At 51.3% G+C, this 18,990-nt stretch carries 20 protein-coding genes; 14 read left to right on the forward strand and 6 right to left on the reverse strand.

Going from position 1 to position 18,990, the window contains the following annotated elements; genetic code table 11:
* The first annotated feature begins 176 nt into the window (after nucleotides 1–176).
* Nucleotides 177–386 (forward strand): PA1571 family protein, encoded by a 210-nt coding sequence (locus tag AC27K1_RS09830; protein WP_487150171.1) that lies wholly within the window; start codon nucleotides 177–179, stop codon nucleotides 384–386.
* Here the strand turns inward: AC27K1_RS09830 and pdxB are convergent.
* Nucleotides 376–1,521 (reverse strand): 4-phosphoerythronate dehydrogenase PdxB, encoded by a 1,146-nt coding sequence (gene pdxB, locus AC27K1_RS09835; protein WP_487150173.1) that lies wholly within the window; start codon nucleotides 1,519–1,521, stop codon nucleotides 376–378. The two genes, AC27K1_RS09830 and pdxB, sit on opposite strands and share 11 nt — an antisense overlap.
* 45 nt (nucleotides 1,522–1,566) lie before the next feature.
* Between pdxB and AC27K1_RS09840 the strand changes: the two genes are divergently transcribed.
* From AC27K1_RS09840 to AC27K1_RS09850, 3 genes are all read left to right on the forward strand, one after another.
* Complete coding sequence (locus tag AC27K1_RS09840) at nucleotides 1,567–2,145, forward strand: elongation factor P hydroxylase (protein ID WP_487150175.1); 579 nt, start codon at nucleotides 1,567–1,569, stop codon at nucleotides 2,143–2,145.
* A 142-nt stretch (nucleotides 2,146–2,287) separates the two neighbouring features.
* Complete coding sequence (locus AC27K1_RS09845; protein ID WP_487150177.1) at nucleotides 2,288–3,676, forward strand: MATE family efflux transporter; 1,389 nt, start codon at nucleotides 2,288–2,290, stop codon at nucleotides 3,674–3,676.
* Nucleotides 3,677–3,778: 102 nt separating this feature from the next.
* A complete protein-coding gene (locus tag AC27K1_RS09850; protein WP_487150179.1) occupies nucleotides 3,779–4,492 on the forward strand; it encodes a hypothetical protein in 714 nt (237 codons plus the stop codon).
* Between the two features lie 50 nt (nucleotides 4,493–4,542).
* On the opposite strand, the gene AC27K1_RS09855 is transcribed toward AC27K1_RS09850, so the two are convergent.
* The 4 genes from AC27K1_RS09855 to AC27K1_RS09870 all read right to left on the reverse strand — a co-directional run bounded on the left by AC27K1_RS09855 (nucleotide 4,543) and on the right by AC27K1_RS09870 (nucleotide 6,551).
* Nucleotides 4,543–4,851 carry a BolA family protein gene (locus AC27K1_RS09855; protein ID WP_487150180.1) on the reverse strand — a complete coding sequence of 103 codons (309 nt, stop codon included), beginning with the start codon at nucleotides 4,849–4,851 and terminating at the stop codon, nucleotides 4,543–4,545.
* Between the two features lie 132 nt (nucleotides 4,852–4,983).
* A complete protein-coding gene (locus tag AC27K1_RS09860; protein ID WP_487150182.1) occupies nucleotides 4,984–5,610 on the reverse strand; it encodes a tRNA-uridine aminocarboxypropyltransferase in 627 nt (208 codons plus the stop codon).
* A gap of 159 nt (nucleotides 5,611–5,769) precedes the next feature.
* A complete protein-coding gene (ccoM, locus tag AC27K1_RS09865; protein WP_345194004.1) occupies nucleotides 5,770–5,886 on the reverse strand; it encodes a cytochrome c oxidase subunit CcoM in 117 nt (38 codons plus the stop codon).
* A gap of 65 nt (nucleotides 5,887–5,951) precedes the next feature.
* Complete coding sequence (locus AC27K1_RS09870; protein WP_487150184.1) at nucleotides 5,952–6,551, reverse strand: alpha-ketoglutarate-dependent dioxygenase AlkB family protein; 600 nt, start codon at nucleotides 6,549–6,551, stop codon at nucleotides 5,952–5,954.
* 100 nt (nucleotides 6,552–6,651) lie between these two features.
* Between AC27K1_RS09870 and AC27K1_RS09875 the strand changes: the two genes are divergently transcribed.
* The 8 genes from AC27K1_RS09875 (at nucleotide 6,652) to AC27K1_RS09910 (ending at nucleotide 17,321) form a co-directional block, all read left to right on the forward strand.
* Nucleotides 6,652–6,930 (forward strand): YebG family protein, encoded by a 279-nt coding sequence (locus AC27K1_RS09875; RefSeq protein WP_487150186.1) that lies wholly within the window; start codon nucleotides 6,652–6,654, stop codon nucleotides 6,928–6,930.
* A gap of 309 nt (nucleotides 6,931–7,239) precedes the next feature.
* Nucleotides 7,240–10,149, forward strand: a complete 2,910-nt coding sequence (gene rapA / locus AC27K1_RS09880; protein ID WP_487150188.1) for an RNA polymerase-associated protein RapA — start codon at nucleotides 7,240–7,242, stop codon at nucleotides 10,147–10,149.
* Between the two features lie 184 nt (nucleotides 10,150–10,333).
* Nucleotides 10,334–10,975: a hypothetical protein gene (locus tag AC27K1_RS09885; protein WP_487150190.1), complete on the forward strand. Its 642-nt coding sequence runs from the start codon at nucleotides 10,334–10,336 to the stop codon at nucleotides 10,973–10,975.
* 334 nt (nucleotides 10,976–11,309) lie between these two features.
* Nucleotides 11,310–12,182 carry a septum site-determining protein MinC gene (gene minC, locus AC27K1_RS09890; RefSeq protein WP_487150192.1) on the forward strand — a complete coding sequence of 291 codons (873 nt, stop codon included), beginning with the start codon at nucleotides 11,310–11,312 and terminating at the stop codon, nucleotides 12,180–12,182.
* A gap of 177 nt (nucleotides 12,183–12,359) precedes the next feature.
* Nucleotides 12,360–13,172, forward strand: a complete 813-nt coding sequence (minD, locus tag AC27K1_RS09895; RefSeq protein WP_487150193.1) for a septum site-determining protein MinD — start codon at nucleotides 12,360–12,362, stop codon at nucleotides 13,170–13,172.
* Nucleotides 13,172–13,441: a cell division topological specificity factor MinE gene (gene minE, locus AC27K1_RS09900; protein WP_395184044.1), complete on the forward strand. Its 270-nt coding sequence runs from the start codon at nucleotides 13,172–13,174 to the stop codon at nucleotides 13,439–13,441. The genes minD and minE overlap by 1 nt, the downstream gene beginning before the upstream one ends.
* Before the next feature lie 62 nt (nucleotides 13,442–13,503).
* Nucleotides 13,504–14,823: a M18 family aminopeptidase gene (locus tag AC27K1_RS09905; protein WP_487150195.1), complete on the forward strand. Its 1,320-nt coding sequence runs from the start codon at nucleotides 13,504–13,506 to the stop codon at nucleotides 14,821–14,823.
* Between the two features lie 296 nt (nucleotides 14,824–15,119).
* Nucleotides 15,120–17,321: a carboxy terminal-processing peptidase gene (locus tag AC27K1_RS09910; RefSeq protein WP_487150197.1), complete on the forward strand. Its 2,202-nt coding sequence runs from the start codon at nucleotides 15,120–15,122 to the stop codon at nucleotides 17,319–17,321.
* 51 nt (nucleotides 17,322–17,372) lie between these two features.
* Here AC27K1_RS09910 and AC27K1_RS09915 read toward each other — a convergent pair whose 3' ends face one another.
* The gene (locus AC27K1_RS09915) at nucleotides 17,373–17,723 is read right to left on the reverse strand and encodes a hypothetical protein (protein ID WP_487150198.1); all 351 of its coding nucleotides are present in this window, start codon (nucleotides 17,721–17,723) and stop codon (nucleotides 17,373–17,375) included.
* Nucleotides 17,724–17,862: 139 nt separating this feature from the next.
* Between AC27K1_RS09915 and AC27K1_RS09920 the strand changes: the two genes are divergently transcribed.
* Together AC27K1_RS09920 and AC27K1_RS09925 are read left to right on the forward strand one after the other, a co-directional pair.
* The gene (locus tag AC27K1_RS09920; protein ID WP_487150199.1) at nucleotides 17,863–18,504 is read left to right on the forward strand and encodes a histidine phosphatase family protein; all 642 of its coding nucleotides are present in this window, start codon (nucleotides 17,863–17,865) and stop codon (nucleotides 18,502–18,504) included.
* A 100-nt stretch (nucleotides 18,505–18,604) separates the two neighbouring features.
* Nucleotides 18,605–18,904, forward strand: coding sequence for a cold shock domain-containing protein (locus tag AC27K1_RS09925; RefSeq protein WP_487150200.1), 300 nt, complete (start codon nucleotides 18,605–18,607; stop codon nucleotides 18,902–18,904).
* The last annotated feature ends 86 nt before the right edge of the window (nucleotides 18,905–18,990 follow it).

The raw sequence follows: 18,990 nt of genomic DNA on the forward strand, positions 1-18,990 counted from the left end.
CCTGAAAGCGTCCGGTATCCGGTGACTGAAGACAATCTTTGATGAACCAGGTCTGTTTTCAGTCGCCATTGTCACCGGGTTGTCATGGCTTGGTCATGGCATTGCCATAATGGTTAGATACGCTAAAGCCAATGGTAACCCGATAACACCGGAACCCAGGCCGAAGGAGATGATCGATGACTTATACTCTCTGCTCACCGACACAAAAGCCGGTACAGGATCCCACTAAGGCCCACAACCAGGATTATTTTAACGGCGCCGCTATCGTCACTGAGGACGGTCGTGAGATCCCGATTACCGAAGCCATGCTACAGGCAGCCTTTGAACAGTTTGATGCCACCGGCATCCTGTCCTGCCCAAGCTACGGGTTTGCCATTACTCACTGACAACCCGAAACCCCTGACCTTCAAGCTGGAGCTTAACGTCAGGGGTCGCATTACGCAGACGTACTTTCAATGATTGAAATTCACGCCGTTCCAGATAGTTTTTTCGCAACGTATCGAAAACAACCGGAACGGCTTCCTTTCGCTGCTTCAGCGCCAGACGCAAGCGAATATCATCCCGCCTCACATCATAGACTGCGCGCAGCGCTGTAGTAATCGCCTCTTCCGCCTGTACATCGCTTGAGAACGTCATACTCCGTAATACAGGAATCGGCATGACATTGTTGATTCTAACCCGGGCAGGAAACCCAAAATATCGGCATAGCGCCTGATAAATCATTCCGGTACCACGAATTTTTGCTTCCAGGCTGTATCCGGCAATATGGGGCGTGCCGATGGCAACATGATCCAGCAACTCAGGATTAATGTCGGGCTCCTGCTCCCAGACATCCAGCACGGCAGACATATCTCCCTGCCTTAATCGATCCAGCAACGCGAGGTTGTCTACAACCGGTCCTCTGCTGCTGTTGATCAGAATACTGCCCGGACGAATCATCCCAATACGATGTTCATTCAACAGATGGAAGGTTGGATGATCGCCATCCTTTGTAAGAGGAGTATGCAGTGAAATAATGTCGGCATTCTTGAGAAGGTCATTCAGCTCAGCCTGCTGTTCGGTTTTCTCGACCGGTGCAAAAGGGTCATGTACCAGACAGCGTACACCCAATACCTCCAAGCGACGCAGTAACCGCCCGCCGACCTGACCTTTGCCAATAATACCGATAACCTGCTCTTTCAGGGCAAAACCAAGCTGCTCTGACAGAACATTGATCACACTGAGGACATATTCAACGACAGAATCGGCATTACAACCGGGCGCGTGAGCAAAGCCGATTCCCTTTTCCTTTAGCCAGTCTGTATCCACATGATCAATACCACTGGTCGCAGAAGCCACAAACCGTACCTTGCTGTTTTCCAGCAATTCACGATTCACCCTAGTGACAGAACGAACCAGCAACACATCCGCATCGGCCACTTGCGCGGCATTCAGTGTACGGCCGGGAACGCTGACAACCTCACCCAAACCACCAAAAAACACATCCGCCAGCGGAATATTCTCATCGGCGACAATTTTCATTCAACGCCCGCATAAACCTGATAGCCAAGATGACCGGATGGTATAATGCGCCACGGCATTGAGCAAACCTCCGGCAACATTGACGTTATCATGCAGCACGACGCCCAGGACCTGGTTACACTGTTTAACAAAACCTTTCTTGCAACGGACAATACCGAGCTTGTTGGTGGTCACAACGAACCACTTTATCAGCCGGCAACACCCGATAACCCCACACACCGTATCCTGTTCACCCATGATTATTTTGCCAGCGCCCTGCATGAAGTGGCCCACTGGTGCGTGGCCGGTCCCGCGCGTCGCCAACAGGTGGATTACGGCTACTGGTATGAGCCGGATGGCCGGACGCCTGAACAACAACACCTGTTTGAACAGGTAGAAGTCAGACCGCAGGCATTTGAGTGGATTTTTGCCAACGCCTGTCGGTACCGTTTCCGAATCAGCGCAGATAATCTGATGACAGGCAACAGCGCCTCTGACGCATTTAAAGACAGTATATTTAACGGAATCCAAACGATCATTCGCACAGGCTTACCCGCCAGAGCACAGCGTTTTACCGATGCCCTTGCACGCTTTTATGGCTGCGCCCATACGCTGGACGGCTTAAAGCGGGAATATCTTGATTAATAACCCGGAGTTTTCGAGCTTTCCCTCTAAAACCGATAGATATTGAGTAGCAATACTGACTTCTCTCGTTTTTATAACAATTTAATATCAAAACTAACGACAAATAACTTTTTATATACCGTAAAAACGACAGAAGTTTTCAATGCACAGCAAAGCCACCCGGTTCCAGCGCTTTATGGCCGAAGCGAAGGAACTGATGATCCTCGCGACCCCCATCATCATCTCCCAGTTATCAATGAGTGGGATGGGCTTTATCGACACCAGCATGGCCGGCCAGGCCAGCGCCGGTGATCTTGCCGCCGTTGCCATTGGCGGCAGCCTCTGGATGCCCTTCTACCTGCTGGTCAGGGGTACCTTGATGGCAACCACCCCCACTGTCGCCCATTTGTTTGGTGCGGGTAAAACAGAGGATATTGCCGGCGAAGTCCGACAAGGGCTCTGGATCGCACTGATTGCCGGTTTGGTGGCCATGATATATCTGCACAGCACCGAGCCGTTGCTGCGCCTGATGAAGGTGTCACCGGACCTGATCGTCATCACTGATGAATACCTGAAGGCACTGGCCTATGGTGCGCCTGCCATCGCTATTTACCAGACATTGAATGCCTATTGCGAAGGCACATCTGATACCCGGCCCGCCATGGTGTTCAGCGTCCTTGCACTGCTGCTCAATATTCCAGCCAACTACATCCTGATTTATGGCAAATTCGGTTTCCCTGCCATGGGCGGCGTAGGTTGTGGCTGGGCGACAGCACTCGCCTTCTGGAGCATGGCGATCATGATGATGCTCTATACCGCCTTTGGCCGAAAGCATAAGTCTCGGGGCATCTTTGCTGCCATCGACCGACCTGTCGGTTCACGGATCGCGGAACACCTGAAACTGGGCTTCCCCATCGGGATGACCATGTTCATTGAGGGCAGTATCTTTGCCATTATCGCCCTGCTGATTGGTCGTCTGGGTGCCAGTACGGTTGCCAGCCACCAGGTGGCTCTGAACTTTTCCTCACTGACGTTCATGCTGCCATTGAGCATCAGCTTTGCCATCACCATTCGGGTGGGGCAGTCGCTCGGCGCCAATAACCCGGCAAAAGCCCGGTTTGCAGCCTATGTCGGTCATGCCGTCAGCCTGTTCTGCGCCTGCCTGAGTGCGGGGTTAATGCTTGTCGCCCCTGAGATGATTGCCGGCATCTACAGCCGTAACCCGGAAGTCATACAGGCCGCCTCTGCATTGCTGTTTTATGCGGCTATTTTCCAGTTTTCTGACGCCATGCAGGCGGCTGCCGTTGGATCGCTGCGCGGCTATAAGGATACCCGTACGCCGATGTTCCTCGTCGTCATGGCCTACTGGGCCGTTGGCTTGCCGATGGGCTATATCCTTGGCATGACCGATATCACTGGCGGCGCAATGGGCCCACGGGGCTTCTGGATCGGGCTGGTAGCAGGCCTGACGATTGCTGCACTGCTGCTTGGCCTGCGCTTCTATGCCACCAGTCTGAACCGATGCCGGATGGTGGCGCCCCAAACCGCCTGATTCATCGTTCAGCCCTCCTGAAAATGGGCGATACATAACTCTATCGGCCCACATATTTCACCGGCCGGCAGGATGCCGGCCCGCCTGTCAGAAGGAGCTGTAATGGGTAGTGACAGCAATAACGACACCCCGTCTGCCGACAAAGGCGACGGACAGGTTGTCGACCTGTTTACCGGTAGGACCTGGAATCCTGACGAAGCCAGCAAAATTATCCGTATTGCCCCTGAGCTGGACGGGCTGGAAATGCTGTACAGCAACGATGCCAATCCGGACAAACTCTTCAGCATGAAAATTCTCTGCTGGGCGCTGAACCAGAATGGTGAAATTGATGCGATGGTGCCCTGGCTGAGCCGACTGGTTTCCTGCCGTGAACTGAATGATCCGCTAAACGGACATTGGGAAGGCTATTACGATAACTTCCACGAAACGGTGTTTTATGATGCACCGCTGCACAAGGTCGTGGAGCTGGAAAGCTCAGCCTCTTATTACGACGCTGAATATCTCACTGAAAAAGACACTATCCAGGAAATCCCTGATCCCATTGGTACACACGCGGTACTAACGGGCGACAAATTCCAGACTATCACACTAACCCAGGTAACCAGCTGGCGCCTTCTGAACAATGGCGCTATTCAGGCCATGCTGGCAGACAGTGAGAAAGTGGAAAATACACCGGTGTTAGTAGGTGACGAGAGCTTATATGCAGCCCAGGAACATCCGGACTTCAAATACTTCTTTCACCATATCATTGCTAACAAGATCAAGGCGGGAGACCCTGAAGCCATGGCAGCTTTCACCCGCCTGCTTGACCTATGATCACAGAGCAACTGCTCAGCTGAGCTGGCAAGATAGCCTTTCAGAGGGGGTTATTTTCCGCCCCCTTTGCAATTAGGCGAATCCGGCGCCTGCTTAACGGTTTGCCACTCATCCGGCGTATAGGTATGTAACGCCAGGGCGTGGACACCGCTCTCCAGCTCTTCAGCCAGTACGCGATAGACCATTTGATGCCGTTTGACCGGTAACTTCCCGACAAAACTGTCACTCACCAGAACTACCCGGAAATGGGATTCCGAACCGGCTGGCACATTATGCATGTGACTTTCGTTATCAATTTCCAAATGCGCACCGGCGAATGCTGATGCCAGTTTACTTTCTATCCGTTCCTGTACTTCCATACTTGCGACCTGCGATTATCGATGCCACTGACCGACGATGTCTGTAACGATGGTCTCGCATGATAACACACTAGCCTGCTGGAAAGACTTATCACTATCAAAACCTGACAGTGAAACAGAGAAGATCCCAACTCAACTCATCGGCTCTTTGCCATAATTTTTGGCATATAAAGATTCCCCCATAGCAGTAATCTGATTGCCAATTAACCGGTCAAATGCCACCAGCATGCGGTCACAGGAGTCCTGATCATGATCAAAGGCATTGAGCACTTCTACTGCGGCTTCAACGGTAGAAAGATAGCCGGCAGCCGGCACCTTGCGAATACGATATGCAGATAGCTTATCCGTCGTAATCTGCACGGCAGGGAGTGTATGGAGGCAGGTGGACAGGTAATAGATTTTTCGCGCTTTACGCCATGTGGCATCCAAAAGAATAAACAAGGGTTTCTTATCGCCCTGTCTGGCATTTGCCACTGTGGCCAGTGATACCGCGCCATCTTTTGGGAAAAGTAACCAAGGTTGGCAGTCCGGGTCATTCAATCTCTTTAGCAGGCGGTTATCTGACGAAAAATCTTCACCGACAAGAATCGCTGCATTACCCACTGAAAGTGTAACAATGGTTGCCGTATTCAATGCATGACGGGATTCATCAGGATGCTGGAGGATCAATATATCGACCGGTGCCTCATGAGCGAACAAATCATGGCAGTAACAGACCGATTCAGGACGACGGCAACGTGAGCAACAAATTCGAGGCATCAGAGAAAATAGAAAGTAAGAAGAAAGCGCGAACTATACGAGCAGAACACCACGTATTTCAAACAGACAAGAAAAGAAATTGACTATCGCAAGAATCATAAAACAAGAAAACAACGCATGAGTGGCTACTACTCAAAAACCACTCTCGATTGATTGCACTTACTTCTCAGAATGACGTTCTATATCTTTCTTGATAAACCAAGCGAAACCACCACCAAATGCAATCACTAATCCAACGGTAAGTAAGCCCGCTATCACAACAGTATCCAGATACATAATCCCCTCCTTCCAGCATTTTCGTTCTCTTTATGAACTCAGGCTAGCAGTACCCGGAAACCACCCTATTGACACAGATCAATAACCCTTCGAAAAGTCAGGTTGATTCGAGGAGATACACTTTTTTGTGTCTTTGGAACCTGATGCTGCCAGTGCTGCTGCATACCTGCCCCCATAAATAGCAACGAACCCGCCTCAAGCATCAGGGTTCGCACAGGGATGGAACGATCGGTTTTATGACGCAACTGAAATCGTCGCATCGCACCAAGACTAAGAGATGCCACCAGCGGATCATCCCCCAGCTCTGGTTCATCATCCGCATGCCAGCCATTACTATCCTGACCCGATCGATAAAGGTTCACTAAAACACTATTGAATTCGGCTCCTGTGGCTTGCTCAACCCGCATTTTCAGCACATGCAAAATCGGCAACCAGGGTAACGGCTCCAGCTGAATCCCCGAGTAGCGATAGCTGGCACCGGCATCGCCATACCAGGCTTGCAAGCGCGGCAATGGCAGGGTTCGACCAAACATTTGGATTTTATCCTGTTGCCACGCCACCGTTTCCAGCAGCGCTTGATACAGCTGGCTGGCTTCATCAACCGTCAGCCAGGTTGGCCAGTATCGACAGACACCACCCTGCAAGGTGATAACTTCATCGCTCATTTCATTTCTACCGGAATCAGGACTTAACATTTGCCAATACCTGCCCTAGAATACTGTATAGATATACAGAATATCACAGACAAAAACCGAGAGGACCACCATGGCCGTTATCCCCATGTGGCAATGTGACCGGGACGGAAGCATGTTTGCAGATAAGAAAGCTGCCGAAGAGTACGATCGTCAACTGGAGCTGGCTGCCAACCTGAGCAGCCTGCTGGAAAAGCATTTCAGTACGCTGGACGAAGAACTGGCAGAAAACATCGGCCTGCTGCTGGCCCGTCACAAGGACACCCTGTCCAAAGCGTTCAAGGGTAAACCTGAACTAGTGCTGGAACTGCTTAACGAAACCCAGCCAGTCTTCGAACCCGAGCCCGCCTGATAGGCACAGCCCGACAACAAACCTGCGCCCGGCCTGCCCTGTAAACCCCGGAGCGGTAGCGTAGACTGAATGCCGTTATCCGAAGGTGCCTCCCACTCCAACATCTTTGGATGCTTTCAGGTAAATCCCTGCTTCGCCGGAAAGGCTTACTTTCCGGCATTTTATTCTCCAAACGTTCCTGCTTCACCTATGCTGTGCACCGATACCAATCATCCGGATTGTTTCCCGTTTCGGTCACCCCCATATTGAGTCTTTCCGGTTATCCGCTAACATACGCCCCTTTTTATGTAGAGGGAGCAGGCAACCCCTATGGCAACATTCGTTTCTGGACAACGCTGGATCAGTGACACAGAGATCGAACAGGGGCTTGGCACCATTCTTACCATTGAGGCGCGAACGGTAACGCTACTCTACCCCGCCACTGGTGAAACCCGTGTCTACCGACTGGAAAACTGTCCGCTGACCCGCGTCATGTTCGCGGTGGGCGATACCGTTGAAAGTCATGAAGGCTGGTCACTCACCGTCACCGGCGTCAGGGAAGAAAACGGCCTGGTTACCTATACCGGCACGCTAGACAATGGTGAGCAACGGGACCTCCCCGAGTCCTGTCTCAGCAATTTTATTGAATTTAACAAACCGCAGGATCGTCTGCTGGCAGGTCAGATTGACCTGAACAGCAACTTTTCTCTGCGTTACCAGACTCTCTGTCATTACAACCGGGTCATCCAGTCGCCCCTGCTGGGTCTCACTGGCGCGCGCGCCAGCCTGATTCCCCATCAGTTGCATATTGCGAATGAAGTGGGCAGCCGTTTTGCCCCCCGCGTTTTGCTGGCGGATGAAGTGGGTCTTGGTAAAACCATCGAAGCCGGCCTGATCCTGAGTCAGCAACTGCTGACCGGTCAGGCACAGCGCATACTGATTGTGGTTCCGGAGCCGCTGGTTCACCAATGGCTGGTTGAGATGCTAAGGCGTTTCCACCTGCGTTTCAGCGTATTCGATGCAGAACGCTGCCGAAATGCAGATGGTGACAACCCCTTCAGCAGCGAACAGCTGATTCTGACCAGCCTGGAATTCCTGCGCGACCATCCGGAGCACCAGGAGCAAGTTGTTGACGCTGGCTGGGATCTTCTCGTAGTCGATGAAGCCCACCACCTGTTGTGGACGGAATCTGAGGGCGGCAGCCCGGAATATCAGCTGGTCGAAACACTGGCAAACTGTACCCCCAGCGTGCTGTTGTTGACAGCAACGCCTGAACAGTTGGGTGTGGAAAGCCATTTCGCTCGACTGCGTCTGCTGGATCCGGACCGTTTCCATGACCTGGAACAGTTCCGCACAGAATCCGCCGGATATGAGCCGCTGGCCAAAGCCGTTCAGCAATTACTGGAAGCCGAGCAACTCCCCGAAGAACAGGCAGCGGTCATTGCCTCTTTGGTGGGAGAAGAAGCCCAGCCTCTGCTGGATAGTCTGACCGCTGAAGACCGGGAACAGGAAGCTTACGACCAGGCAAAAGAGCAATTGATTCGTCTGTTGCTGGACCGCCATGGCACAGGCCGTATTCTGTTCCGGAACACGCGCGCCTCTGTCCCCGGCTTCCCCGGTCGCGTCGTGCAGGGTTATCCACAACCCCTGCCGGAGCTGTACCAGATTGCACTGGAAGAATCCCGGGAATCCGGGCATCTGCTCAAGCACCAGCTGTTTCCGGAGCTGTCCTACCAGGCCAACATCAAGGTTGATGACATGGATCCCTGGTGGAAAGTTGACCCCCGGGTCGAATGGCTGGCGAATCTCCTGAAACTATTGAAAAAGGAGAAAGTGCTGGTCATCTGCGCCAACGCCACCACGGCCATGGATCTGGAAGCGGCTTTGCGCATTACTTCAGGCGCACAGGCATCAGTGTTCCACGAAGGCATGTCCATCGTTGAGCGTGACCGTGCGGCCGCCTGGTTTGCAGATGAAGAATACGGCGCACAACTGCTGATCTGCTCAGAGATAGGCAGCGAAGGCCGGAACTTCCAGTTTGCCCATCACCTGGTGCTGTTTGACCTGCCCTTCAACCCGGACCTGCTGGAACAGCGTATTGGCCGGCTTGACCGGATTGGCCAGTCTGAAACCATCCGTATCCACGTGCCTTACCTCGAAGGTACCGGACAGGCTCGCCTGTTTCACTGGTACCACGAAGGGCTCGATGCTTTTGCCGACACTTGCCCTGCCGGTAGCGTTGTTTTCTCCGAACTGGGCGAAGAACTCACCGAATGGGTCAGCAAAACAAAAGCGACCGAAGACGATGAGGCAAGTGAAAGCAGCGATACGCTGATCAGCAAAACCCTCACCCTGAACACGGAAATTGCCGGCAACCTGCGACAGGGCCGGGATCGTCTGCTGGAGCTTAACTCGCGAGGTGCAGGCAGCGCCCGCGATCTTGCCGCCGAAATTCGCAAAGAGGATACGCCGAAGGTTCTTAGAAACTACCTGGAACGCCTCATGGAAGGGTTTGGCCTCGAAACCGAGGATCACTCCAAACACTGCCTGATTGTCCGGCCCGGCAGCCATATGACGGTCTCGAGCTATCCGTCTGTGCCTGCTGATGGCACGACCATCACCTTCAACCGCGATACAGCCCTGGCTCGTGAAGACATGCAGTTCGTCACCTGGGAACACCCCATGGTACGCGAAGGCATGGAAATGCTGCTGACCAGTGAAACCGGTAATACGTCGGTCGCGCTGATCAAGAACAAGGCACTGAAACCCGGCACCATGCTCATGGAAGCCGTCTTTGTGGTTGAAGCCGGCGGAGACAGGAAACTGCAATTGCACCGATTCCTGCCACCCACGGTAATTCGCACACTGATTGACCCCAACCTGAACAACCTGGCTGACAAGGTCGGTTTTGAAGGGCTGGACAGTCAGCTGCAGAAGCTCAAGACCACGATGGCTCGCAAGGTCGTCAAGGCTCAGCGCGAACCCATTCTCAAGATGGTCAACAAGGCTGAGGATTACGCCCGCACCCGCGTGGCGGATATCATCAATGAGGCTTGCCAGCAATTGATTCAGTCAGTCACCCGGGAAATCCGGCGACTGGCGGCGTTGAAAGCCGTCAACCCGAATATCCGTGATGAGGAAATTGAGTTCCTGAAGCAGCAGGCGGCCATTGGCCACCAGTGCCTGCAAAAGGCGCAGCTGCGTCTGGACGGGATTCGATTAATCTTCGCGGCACAATAAACCGCTAAAATCCGTCTGCTATTAATGAATACATTACATAGCAGACGGAACATTCGACCTTAGTCGATAAAACCATTGTATTAATTACAAAATCCGAATATTCATTTATATTTTCAACGATACAAAATCATTCACAGGAAAACTAAAGCAGTTTTATTAATGATATACAAAGGAGGTATATATCATGGCCATCAGAAATGGGAACGTATCTTATGGAGCTGACTCTACAATTATTCGCCTAGGTAAAAATGGAGAGTCCTATTCAATCCCTACGAAAGACGTTACAACCTCAGCATGTAATAGAAAAGTGATTGCAATTAAGGAAGCATTTTCACAATTTGGCCAATGTCTAAGCAAGAAATTCAATTATCTTGGACGGGGCTTAAAATCATTAAAAGATTGGGCTATTTCACTTTGCAACAAGCCTAAACCTGAAATTGTTGACGTCAACAAATATGTTAACATCCAAGATGTAACTGTACCGGCATATGTTCCTCGAGAAAATGCTAAAACATATACTGACATTGATAATACGCCATGCACAGGAAAAGCATCATATGATGAAACGGCTATTGCTGAAGGCGTTCGTGAAATGATTGATGTTAACGAATACGTCAACTTTAAAGAACTAACGGCACCAGCATATGTTGCACGGGAAAATGCTAAAACACAGAATGATATAGATAATATACCTTGTTTAGGAAAATCATCATATGATGAAGCGGCCATTGCTGCTGGCGTTCCTGAAATGGAAACAGGATTTGTAGCAACAATGAAATGGATAGGAGGGGGTATTCGAGACTTTTTACTGAGATCACCGCTTTAAAATGTCGAATATTTCACTACACCAAAAATTAAACAACACATAGCATATGTAATAGGAGATTCCATCCATCCGCAACAATTTAAAATAAAAAATCTTACTTATAATCACGGCTTCCATAATTCAGGGAGCCTTTTTTTATCAGAAACAGTTTACTCATTAACACCAACATCATACTTATTTTTATAGATAATCACCCAATTCCAAACCACTCAGCTTTAAGAGCCTCAAGCCAGCAGACGACAAAATACGCAACCGCTATTGTTCAACGTCTTTAGTTTTTTATTGACCAATACCTCTTGCTACCTTACGCCACAATCTCTAACCTAGCCTTAAGATGCTGCAACGCAAGATCACCGGTACCACCATGACCAGCACGATCACACCGCATACCGTAAGTCCCTGCTTTCAACTGAAAGGAAGCATGGTCACGCTGATGACGCTAGAGCTGTTTCACTTCAGCGAAGTTGAGTTTCGCACCCAGCTACAGACACTGGTCGCCCAAGCGCCACGCTTTTTTGAAAACACACCGGTGGTACTGGCCCTGGAGCGTTTGAGCAGCAATAGCATCACACCGGACTTTGACCACATCCGGTCTCTCTGCGCAGGTTTTGGCATCAACATTTTCGCGATCCGTGGTGGTAACCATAGCCTTCAGCAGGCTGCCGCTAATGCCGGACTCGCCTGCCTGCCGCCACAACGAGGCAATACCGTTAAGCGTAAGCTGACAGCTAACAGTTCAGCGACCAAGGAAGCACCGTCAGCCAGCATTCTCACCATGACACAGGGGGAGCTTCCCCTGGATCAGCAACCAGAAGCCAATGCCCCAGAATCGATTGAAAAGGCAGCCAATAACGATTCATCACAGAAAACAGAAAAACCTTCACAATCAACTCGCATCATCACTCAGCCCGTGCGCTCCGGTCAGCAAATTTACCATCCTGGCGAACTGATCATTCTGGCACCGGTAGGTGCTGGCGCGGAAATTCTCGCAGATGGCAACATCCATGTGTATGGCCCCCTGAGAGGTCGCGCCCTGGCCGGTGTCAATGGCAATAACAAGGCTCACATTTTCTGCCAGCATTTCGAGGCCGAACTGATTTCCATCAATGGCCGTTTCAAGCCGGCGGGTACAATAGACGAGAAATTCTGGAAATCAGCCGTTCACGCCTGGCTGGATGAAGATAACCTCCGCTTTGAAGCGCTGTAACCCAAACCGGCTTCGGCTTTCCAGACTGACGCTCAACGCCCAAACTCGATACAATGACGTCGTGGTGCCACTGCCATGAGACCCGGGCACAGTTTCAGTCGCGACCACTGATTGTACACGTAGACATCAGTCGTCTATTACCTGTACCCATGTAGTTTGTTTGTAAGGGATGATTCATTGGCCAAGATAATTGTTGTCACATCAGGCAAAGGGGGCGTAGGTAAAACGACAACCAGCGCAGCCTTCTCTACCGGCCTGGCCATGCAGGGTCACAAGACCGTTGTGATTGATTTCGATATCGGCCTGCGCAACCTGGACCTGGTCATGGGGTGCGAACGTCGTGTCGTGTATGACTTTGTCAACGTCATCAATGGCGAAGCGGCATTGCACCAGGCCCTGATCAAGGACAAGCATACGGATAACCTCTTCGTCCTGCCCGCCTCCCAGACCCGGGACAAAGACGCACTGACACCAGAGGGGGTTGAAACCATTCTCAACCAGCTCAAGGAAGATTTTGACTACATTGTCTGTGATTCGCCGGCCGGCATCGAGAAAGGTGCCCTGATGGCACTCTATTTTGCCGATGAAGCGATTATCACCACTAACCCGGAAGTCTCCTCTGTTCGGGATTCTGACCGTATTCTCGGTATTCTGCACAGTAAATCCCGCCGGGCAGAACAAAACCTTGAGCCCGTGAAAGAACACCTGCTGCTCACCCGCTACGATCCTGAACGGGTTAAAAAGGGTGAAATGCTGAGCGTTGAGGACGTGAAAGATATTCTGGCCATCCCCCTGATTGGCGTTGTACCGGAATCCATGGCGGTTCTGAAAGCTTCCAACCAGGGGCAACCGGTAATCCTGCAGGAAGAGAGTGACGCCGGCCAGGCCTACAGCGATATTGTCAGCCGTTTTCTTGGCAAGGATCTGCCTCACCGCTTCCTTGATTCCAGGAAAAAGGGTCTGTTGGAACGGATGTTTGGGGGACGCTGATGAGTCTGTTTGACCTTTTCCAGAACAAGGAGAAAAAAACCTCCGCGTCTCTCGCCAGGGAACGACTGCAGATTATCGTCGCCCATGAGCGCGCAGGCCGCGACAGTCCTGACTACCTGCCGGCCATGAAGCAGGATATTCTGAACGTCATCCGGAAATATGTGGCGGTGGAAAACGAGGATGTCAGCATCCAGTTCGACACCCGTGAAGAAGTCTCCATTCTTGAGCTGAATGTCACGCTGCCAGAGTCGCCAACTGGCACGAAATAACTTCATTCCGCCAAAAGCCACTGGTATTCTGTCAGGCATCCACCCTGCCTGACAGAATACTCATGACAAAGCACACCTTCGACCAAGATACTTTCAATAAAAAACTACTGACCTTTCTGGACCAGTCCCCCACACCATTCCATGCCACACGGGAAATTGCACGCCAACTGGACAATGCCGGCTTCACGGCACTGAATGAACGCGACGCCTGGCAGCTGGCTCCTGGCAAAAAGTACTACACCACACGCAACGGCTCCTCCATCATTGCCTTTACCACCGGCAAAGGGAATTATGCGGAACAGGGTTTTCGCATGGTTGGCGCGCATACCGACAGCCCCTGCCTGAAGGTAAAACCCAACCCAACCCTGCAGGAAAAAGGCTGCTATCAACTGGGAGTTGAAGTATACGGCGGTGCATTGTTGAATCCCTGGTTTGACCGCGATCTGTCACTGGCCGGACGAGTCACCTGGACTGACCAGCAGGGCCAGCTACATAGCTCCCTTATCGATTTCCGTGATGCTATTGCCACCATCCCTAATCTGGCAATTCACCTTGATCGGGAAGCGAATAATACCCATCCCATCAATCCACAAAAAGATATCCCCCCCATTCTTTCGCTGCTGAAAAATGACGAAAATATCGATTTCATGCAGCAGCTGGTGAATCGCCTCAAGGTTGAAGAACCCTCCAGCCAACCTGCTGAAATACTGGATTATGAGCTGTTTTTCTACGACACCCAGAAAGCCGCTATTATCGGGATGGAGCAGGACTTCATTGCCTCTGCCAGACTGGATAATTTGCTTAGCTGCTTTACAGGCCTACAGGCCTTGCTGGCAGCCAACAGCGAATCCCCTTGCCTGCTGGTCTGCAATGATCACGAGGAAGTGGGCAGCCAATCCGCCAGTGGCGCACAGGGACCATTCCTGAAGAATGTACTGGAACGCATCATCGGTACCGGTGAACCCCTGACACGCACCATGCAGCGATCCATACTGATCTCGGCAGACAACGCCCACGCGGTACATCCGAATTATGCAGACAAGCATGATGGCAACCACAGCCCAATCATGAACAAAGGACCGGTTATCAAGATCAACGCCAACCAGCGTTATGCCACCACCAGCGAAACCAGCGCACTTTTCAGACATCTCTGCCAGAAAGCCAATGTGCCGGTACAAAGCTTTGTAGCCAGAACGGATATGGGCTGCGGCAGCACCATCGGCCCACTGACAGCAGCGGAGCTGGGTGTAATGACACTGGATGTTGGGCTGCCAACACTGGCCATGCATTCCATCAGGGAGCTTGCCGGCACAGAAGACGCCACCAACATGGCCAATCTGCTGGCGCATTTCTACAACGAAGCAAACCTGACCGTTCTCTAAACCTTCCGGGGCAGAACCTCTTAGGTTTTGCCCCATTCCCGCCTAACGGCATGACGTATGAATCAAGCCGTCCTATCCTGAAAACATAACGCAGGCAAGCTGATCAATGACTGGGAAGGCGTGCTATACGTGCAGTTTCAAATGCAACTCCAGCACGGCAAAAGGCCAAACTATCGCTTTCCCTGCCGCGACAGTTGTAGGTATCATGCTTGAGACGTCTGTAAAAAGGCTGAGTAGACGGCCGATTACCCAGAAACAGCCACCAACGGGCTGGGTAGAAAAAGGAGTTGTCACCCATGCCGGTTTCCATAACACGCCAGGCAGACACTGATAAGAGAGCGAACCATCTGATGCATTTTAAGGCCCGAACTGCCCGTCTGAACCTGTTTTTTGCCTTGCTGTTGTCATTGTCATCGACACTGGCTTTCGCCAAGGACAGCGAAACCAGCCACGTTGATACCGATAAACTCCTTGAGCAGCAGATTGAAACACTCAAGCCTACGCTCAATCAAGCCATCGCCAGTGTCAATGTCGTGCAGCTGCTGCAGCGAAACTCCTACGAAAAAATCACCATTGATAACAACAGTTCGGAACAGATCTTCCAGAGTTATCTGGACACGCTGGATCGAAATCGCAGTTTCTTCCTTGCGTCCGATATCAAAGAATTCAAGCCTTACCAGAATGAACTTGATAGCGCCCTTAAAAGCGGTAATTTGAAGCCTGCCTTTGACATTTTCAACCGTTACATGCAGCGCAGCGAAGAACGCATTCGATTCGCGCTAAAGTACCTGGAAGCCGGCCTGGATCACATCGATTTCAACAAACAGGAATCACTGACGATTGATCGCGAAAAATCCCCCTGGCTCGCTGATCGCAAGGCGCAGGAAGACCTATGGCGGCGCCAGTTGAAAGACAGCATCCTGAACATGAAGCTGAACGAAAAGCCGCTCAAAGAGATCCAGGAACTGCTGCACAAGCGCTATACCAACCAGCTTCGCCGACTCCACCAGACCCGCAGCGAAGATGCCTTCCAGCTTTACCTGAATGCGTTCACCCAGCTTTATGATCCCCATACCCAGTATTTCTCACCCCAGCGTGCGGAAACCTTTGACATCAATATGAGCCTTTCTCTCGAAGGCATTGGCGCCGTTTTGCAGTCTGAGGACGAATACACCAAGGTTGTCAGCATTGTTCCTGCAGGCCCGGCAGATAAGGCCGGACAACTCAAGCCAGGGGATCGCATTATAGCCGTCTCTCAAGGTGAGAATGGCAGATTTGAAGATGTAGTCGGGATGCGCCTGGACGAAGTGGTAAAACTAATCCGGGGCCCCAAGGGCACCCAGGTAAAACTGGAAACCATTCCCTCCAACAGCAAGGATGGCAAGACACGCATCTACCCCATCACCCGTGACAAGGTCAAGCTGGAAGAGCAATCAGCCCAGAAAGAGATCATCACCATCAAGCAGGGCGATCATAACTATCGCATTGGCGTCATTGAAATTCCGGCGTTTTACATCGATTTCAAGGCCGCCCAGGCGGGCGACCCCGACTACAAGAGTACAACCCGGGATGTTCGCAAACTGCTCAAGGAACTCAACAAAGAAAACATTGACGGTCTGATTATCGATCTGCGCAGCAATGGCGGCGGCTCTCTGCAGGAAGCCAACCAACTCAGCGGCCTGTTCATTAATGATGGTCCGACCGTTGTTGTCCGGGACAGCCGTGGTCGCACTGAACCTCAGCAGGATCCTGACCCTGAAGAGGTCTACCACGGCCCCATGGCGGTCATGATCAACCGCCTGAGCGCCTCTGCGTCAGAGATCTTTGCCGGTGCCATGCAGGACTACCAACGTGCAGTCATCATTGGCAGCCAAAGCTTTGGTAAGGGGACAGTCCAAACCATTCAACCCCTCAACCACGGTCAATTGAAACTGACAGTGGCAAAGTTCTATCGCGTTTCTGGACAGAGCACCCAGAACAGGGGCGTCATTCCTGACATCAGCTTCCCCTCTTTGTTTAATAAGGAAGACATTGGCGAAAGCGCATTACCTAATGCCCTGCCCTGGGATGAGATCAACCCGGCCAAGTTCAAAGCCTTTGACCCGCTGACACCATTCATGCCTGCACTGCGTGAACGGCACAACAAACGTATCGGTGACAACCCCGACTTCCGCTACCTTAAGGATCTGAAAACGTTCCAGCAGCGCTATGACAGCAAGAACAGCATCAGTCTCAACGAGAAGGAACGCCGTAACGAAACAGACGCCATGCGCAAAGAACGACTTCGCCTGGAAAACCAGCTTCGCAAAGCCAAAGGCAAACCGGTTTACAAGAGTCTTGAAGAGTTAGAAGAAGAACAGAACGCCAGCGTTTCTCAATATGGCAAGCGGGACGAGGATAAGTCAGAAGATGATGCACTGCTGATAGAAAGTGGGAATATTCTGGCTGATATGATTGAACTCTCCTCGCGCTACATCGCCGATAGCGCCAAGCAATAACCGGCATCAAAAAAGGCGGCAGACACTACCAGTCTGCCGCGACAATTCCGGCTAAAAAGCTTCCAGATCAGCCCGCATCAGCGACCGCTCACTGACATCGAAGCACACCAGCTGAGGCTCTACATCAAACCATTGCACAAAAACGCTGTAATCGCGCTTCTCAGGCCAAAGTGCGTCATCTTCCAACCAGGCTGCCAGCTCATTCTCAAACAGCTGCGTCGCGTGTGATTTCAGCCACTGGTTAAAATCCTCTTCCTGCTCAACCTCATCAAACAGATAAACCGAGCCTTCAGCCCTGAATGCTTCAATACTCATGGCTTCATCCGGGTTCATCCGGTTAGCCCATTCTACGAATACGCTTGTTGGCTTCAGGGAAACCGCGGACCGATTCAATAGCTTCATTCTAAAATCCTGCTATCCGTTCAATAACAACCATTTGGCGCGGAATAATGACGTTTCAGCGCAGAACACGCAAATCCACTGAAATATGACCACCTTTTTCTAGAATTAGCGCATCTTGCCGAAAACGAGGAGTAAGAGAATGCCAAGAATAGCCATCATTACCCTGACACTTATCATGACCTTACTGCATGCCACCTCTATGCCCGCAAAAGAAAAAACACTCTTCCTCGTGCGACATGGTGAGGCTGATCACAACATCAATGACCGCTATAGCACGAATCCTGAACATCCTGCCTACACCCCGTCATACCTGACCGATAACGGGAAAGAACAGGTTAAACGCACGGCCGGTGCGATCAACACGCAACTCAACAGGGAAGCTCGCATTGTGCTGTTCGCATCACCCTTACCGCGCACCGTCCAGACAGCAAAGATACTTGCCTCCGAACTTCAGCTCCCTCAAGATTCCATTATGACTGACAACCGGCTGATAGAGACCAACGTAGGCAACCGCGAAAGTCAGTTACATTCGCAGTTCGATGACAAGGACCCCTGGTTTCCCGATGATCCTGCGACGTTTGGCGGTGAAACAACAGAGCAAATTAATGCGCGCTTACAATCATTTTATGATGAAGTGATGTCTGACGATGATACTGACATTCTGATTGTTGTTACCCATGGTTCCCCTGCATTCCTGTTTGCCCATCTCATACAGCCAGACATTTCACATGCTCGCCTGGAAACTGCCGGATTTAGCGTATTTGTCATAAAAGATGAATAAGGCCGCCTTACAGTCACCCATGAAACAGGAAATGGGATTGCCTCCCCCACCCGGATAAGGTTATCTTTTAATCAGGATTAACAATAATGAGAAAGGGAATATGGAGTATTTCATTGGCACGATAAAGTGGTTCAGCAATCCGAAGGGAATCGGGTTCATTAATCCGATCAGCGAATCCAATAACCAGGATATTTTCATCCATTACAGCTGTATCAATATGGATGGATTTAAAACACTTAAAGCCGGGGAAACCGTCAAGTTCCTGCTGGGCAATGGTGCCAAGGGGTTTATGGCAACAGAAGTGATTCCGGAGCCTGACAACGCATCTGACGCTTCAACGCTACCCGATTCATCCATCGAAGAATCCACACCGGCCAGAGAGCCTGAAATGGCAGATTAACAGGCCTGATGCTTTCGACGACGATCCACAGGTTACTTCGTATTCCTCCCGGTTTGATGACCAATCATTCCGGGAGCTTAAAACTC

The sequence above is a fragment of the Kistimonas ophiarachnellae genome (assembly GCF_057552235.1).

Bases quoted from the DNA above. Each gene is read 5' to 3' on its own strand.
- AC27K1_RS09830 (WP_487150171.1), top strand. From the start codon at position 177: ATGACTTATACTCTCTGCTCACCGACACAAAAGCCGGTACAGGATCCC.
- pdxB (WP_487150173.1), bottom strand. From the start codon at position 1,521: ATGAAAATTGTCGCCGATGAGAATATTCCGCTGGCGGATGTGTTTTTT.
- AC27K1_RS09840 (WP_487150175.1), top strand. From the start codon at position 1,567: ATGCGCCACGGCATTGAGCAAACCTCCGGCAACATTGACGTTATCATG.
- AC27K1_RS09845 (WP_487150177.1), top strand. From the start codon at position 2,288: ATGCACAGCAAAGCCACCCGGTTCCAGCGCTTTATGGCCGAAGCGAAG.
- AC27K1_RS09850 (WP_487150179.1), top strand. From the start codon at position 3,779: ATGGGTAGTGACAGCAATAACGACACCCCGTCTGCCGACAAAGGCGAC.
- AC27K1_RS09855 (WP_487150180.1), bottom strand. From the start codon at position 4,851: ATGGAAGTACAGGAACGGATAGAAAGTAAACTGGCATCAGCATTCGCC.
- AC27K1_RS09860 (WP_487150182.1), bottom strand. From the start codon at position 5,610: ATGCCTCGAATTTGTTGCTCACGTTGCCGTCGTCCTGAATCGGTCTGT.
- ccoM (WP_345194004.1), bottom strand. From the start codon at position 5,886: ATGTATCTGGATACTGTTGTGATAGCGGGCTTACTTACCGTTGGATTA.
- AC27K1_RS09870 (WP_487150184.1), bottom strand. From the start codon at position 6,551: ATGAGCGATGAAGTTATCACCTTGCAGGGTGGTGTCTGTCGATACTGG.
- AC27K1_RS09875 (WP_487150186.1), top strand. From the start codon at position 6,652: ATGGCCGTTATCCCCATGTGGCAATGTGACCGGGACGGAAGCATGTTT.
- rapA (WP_487150188.1), top strand. From the start codon at position 7,240: ATGGCAACATTCGTTTCTGGACAACGCTGGATCAGTGACACAGAGATC.
- AC27K1_RS09885 (WP_487150190.1), top strand. From the start codon at position 10,334: ATGGCCATCAGAAATGGGAACGTATCTTATGGAGCTGACTCTACAATT.
- minC (WP_487150192.1), top strand. From the start codon at position 11,310: ATGCTGCAACGCAAGATCACCGGTACCACCATGACCAGCACGATCACA.
- minE (WP_395184044.1), top strand. From the start codon at position 13,172: ATGAGTCTGTTTGACCTTTTCCAGAACAAGGAGAAAAAAACCTCCGCG.
- AC27K1_RS09905 (WP_487150195.1), top strand. From the start codon at position 13,504: ATGACAAAGCACACCTTCGACCAAGATACTTTCAATAAAAAACTACTG.
- AC27K1_RS09910 (WP_487150197.1), top strand. From the start codon at position 15,120: ATGCCGGTTTCCATAACACGCCAGGCAGACACTGATAAGAGAGCGAAC.
- AC27K1_RS09915 (WP_487150198.1), bottom strand. From the start codon at position 17,723: ATGAAGCTATTGAATCGGTCCGCGGTTTCCCTGAAGCCAACAAGCGTA.
- AC27K1_RS09920 (WP_487150199.1), top strand. From the start codon at position 17,863: ATGCCAAGAATAGCCATCATTACCCTGACACTTATCATGACCTTACTG.
- AC27K1_RS09925 (WP_487150200.1), top strand. From the start codon at position 18,605: ATGGAGTATTTCATTGGCACGATAAAGTGGTTCAGCAATCCGAAGGGA.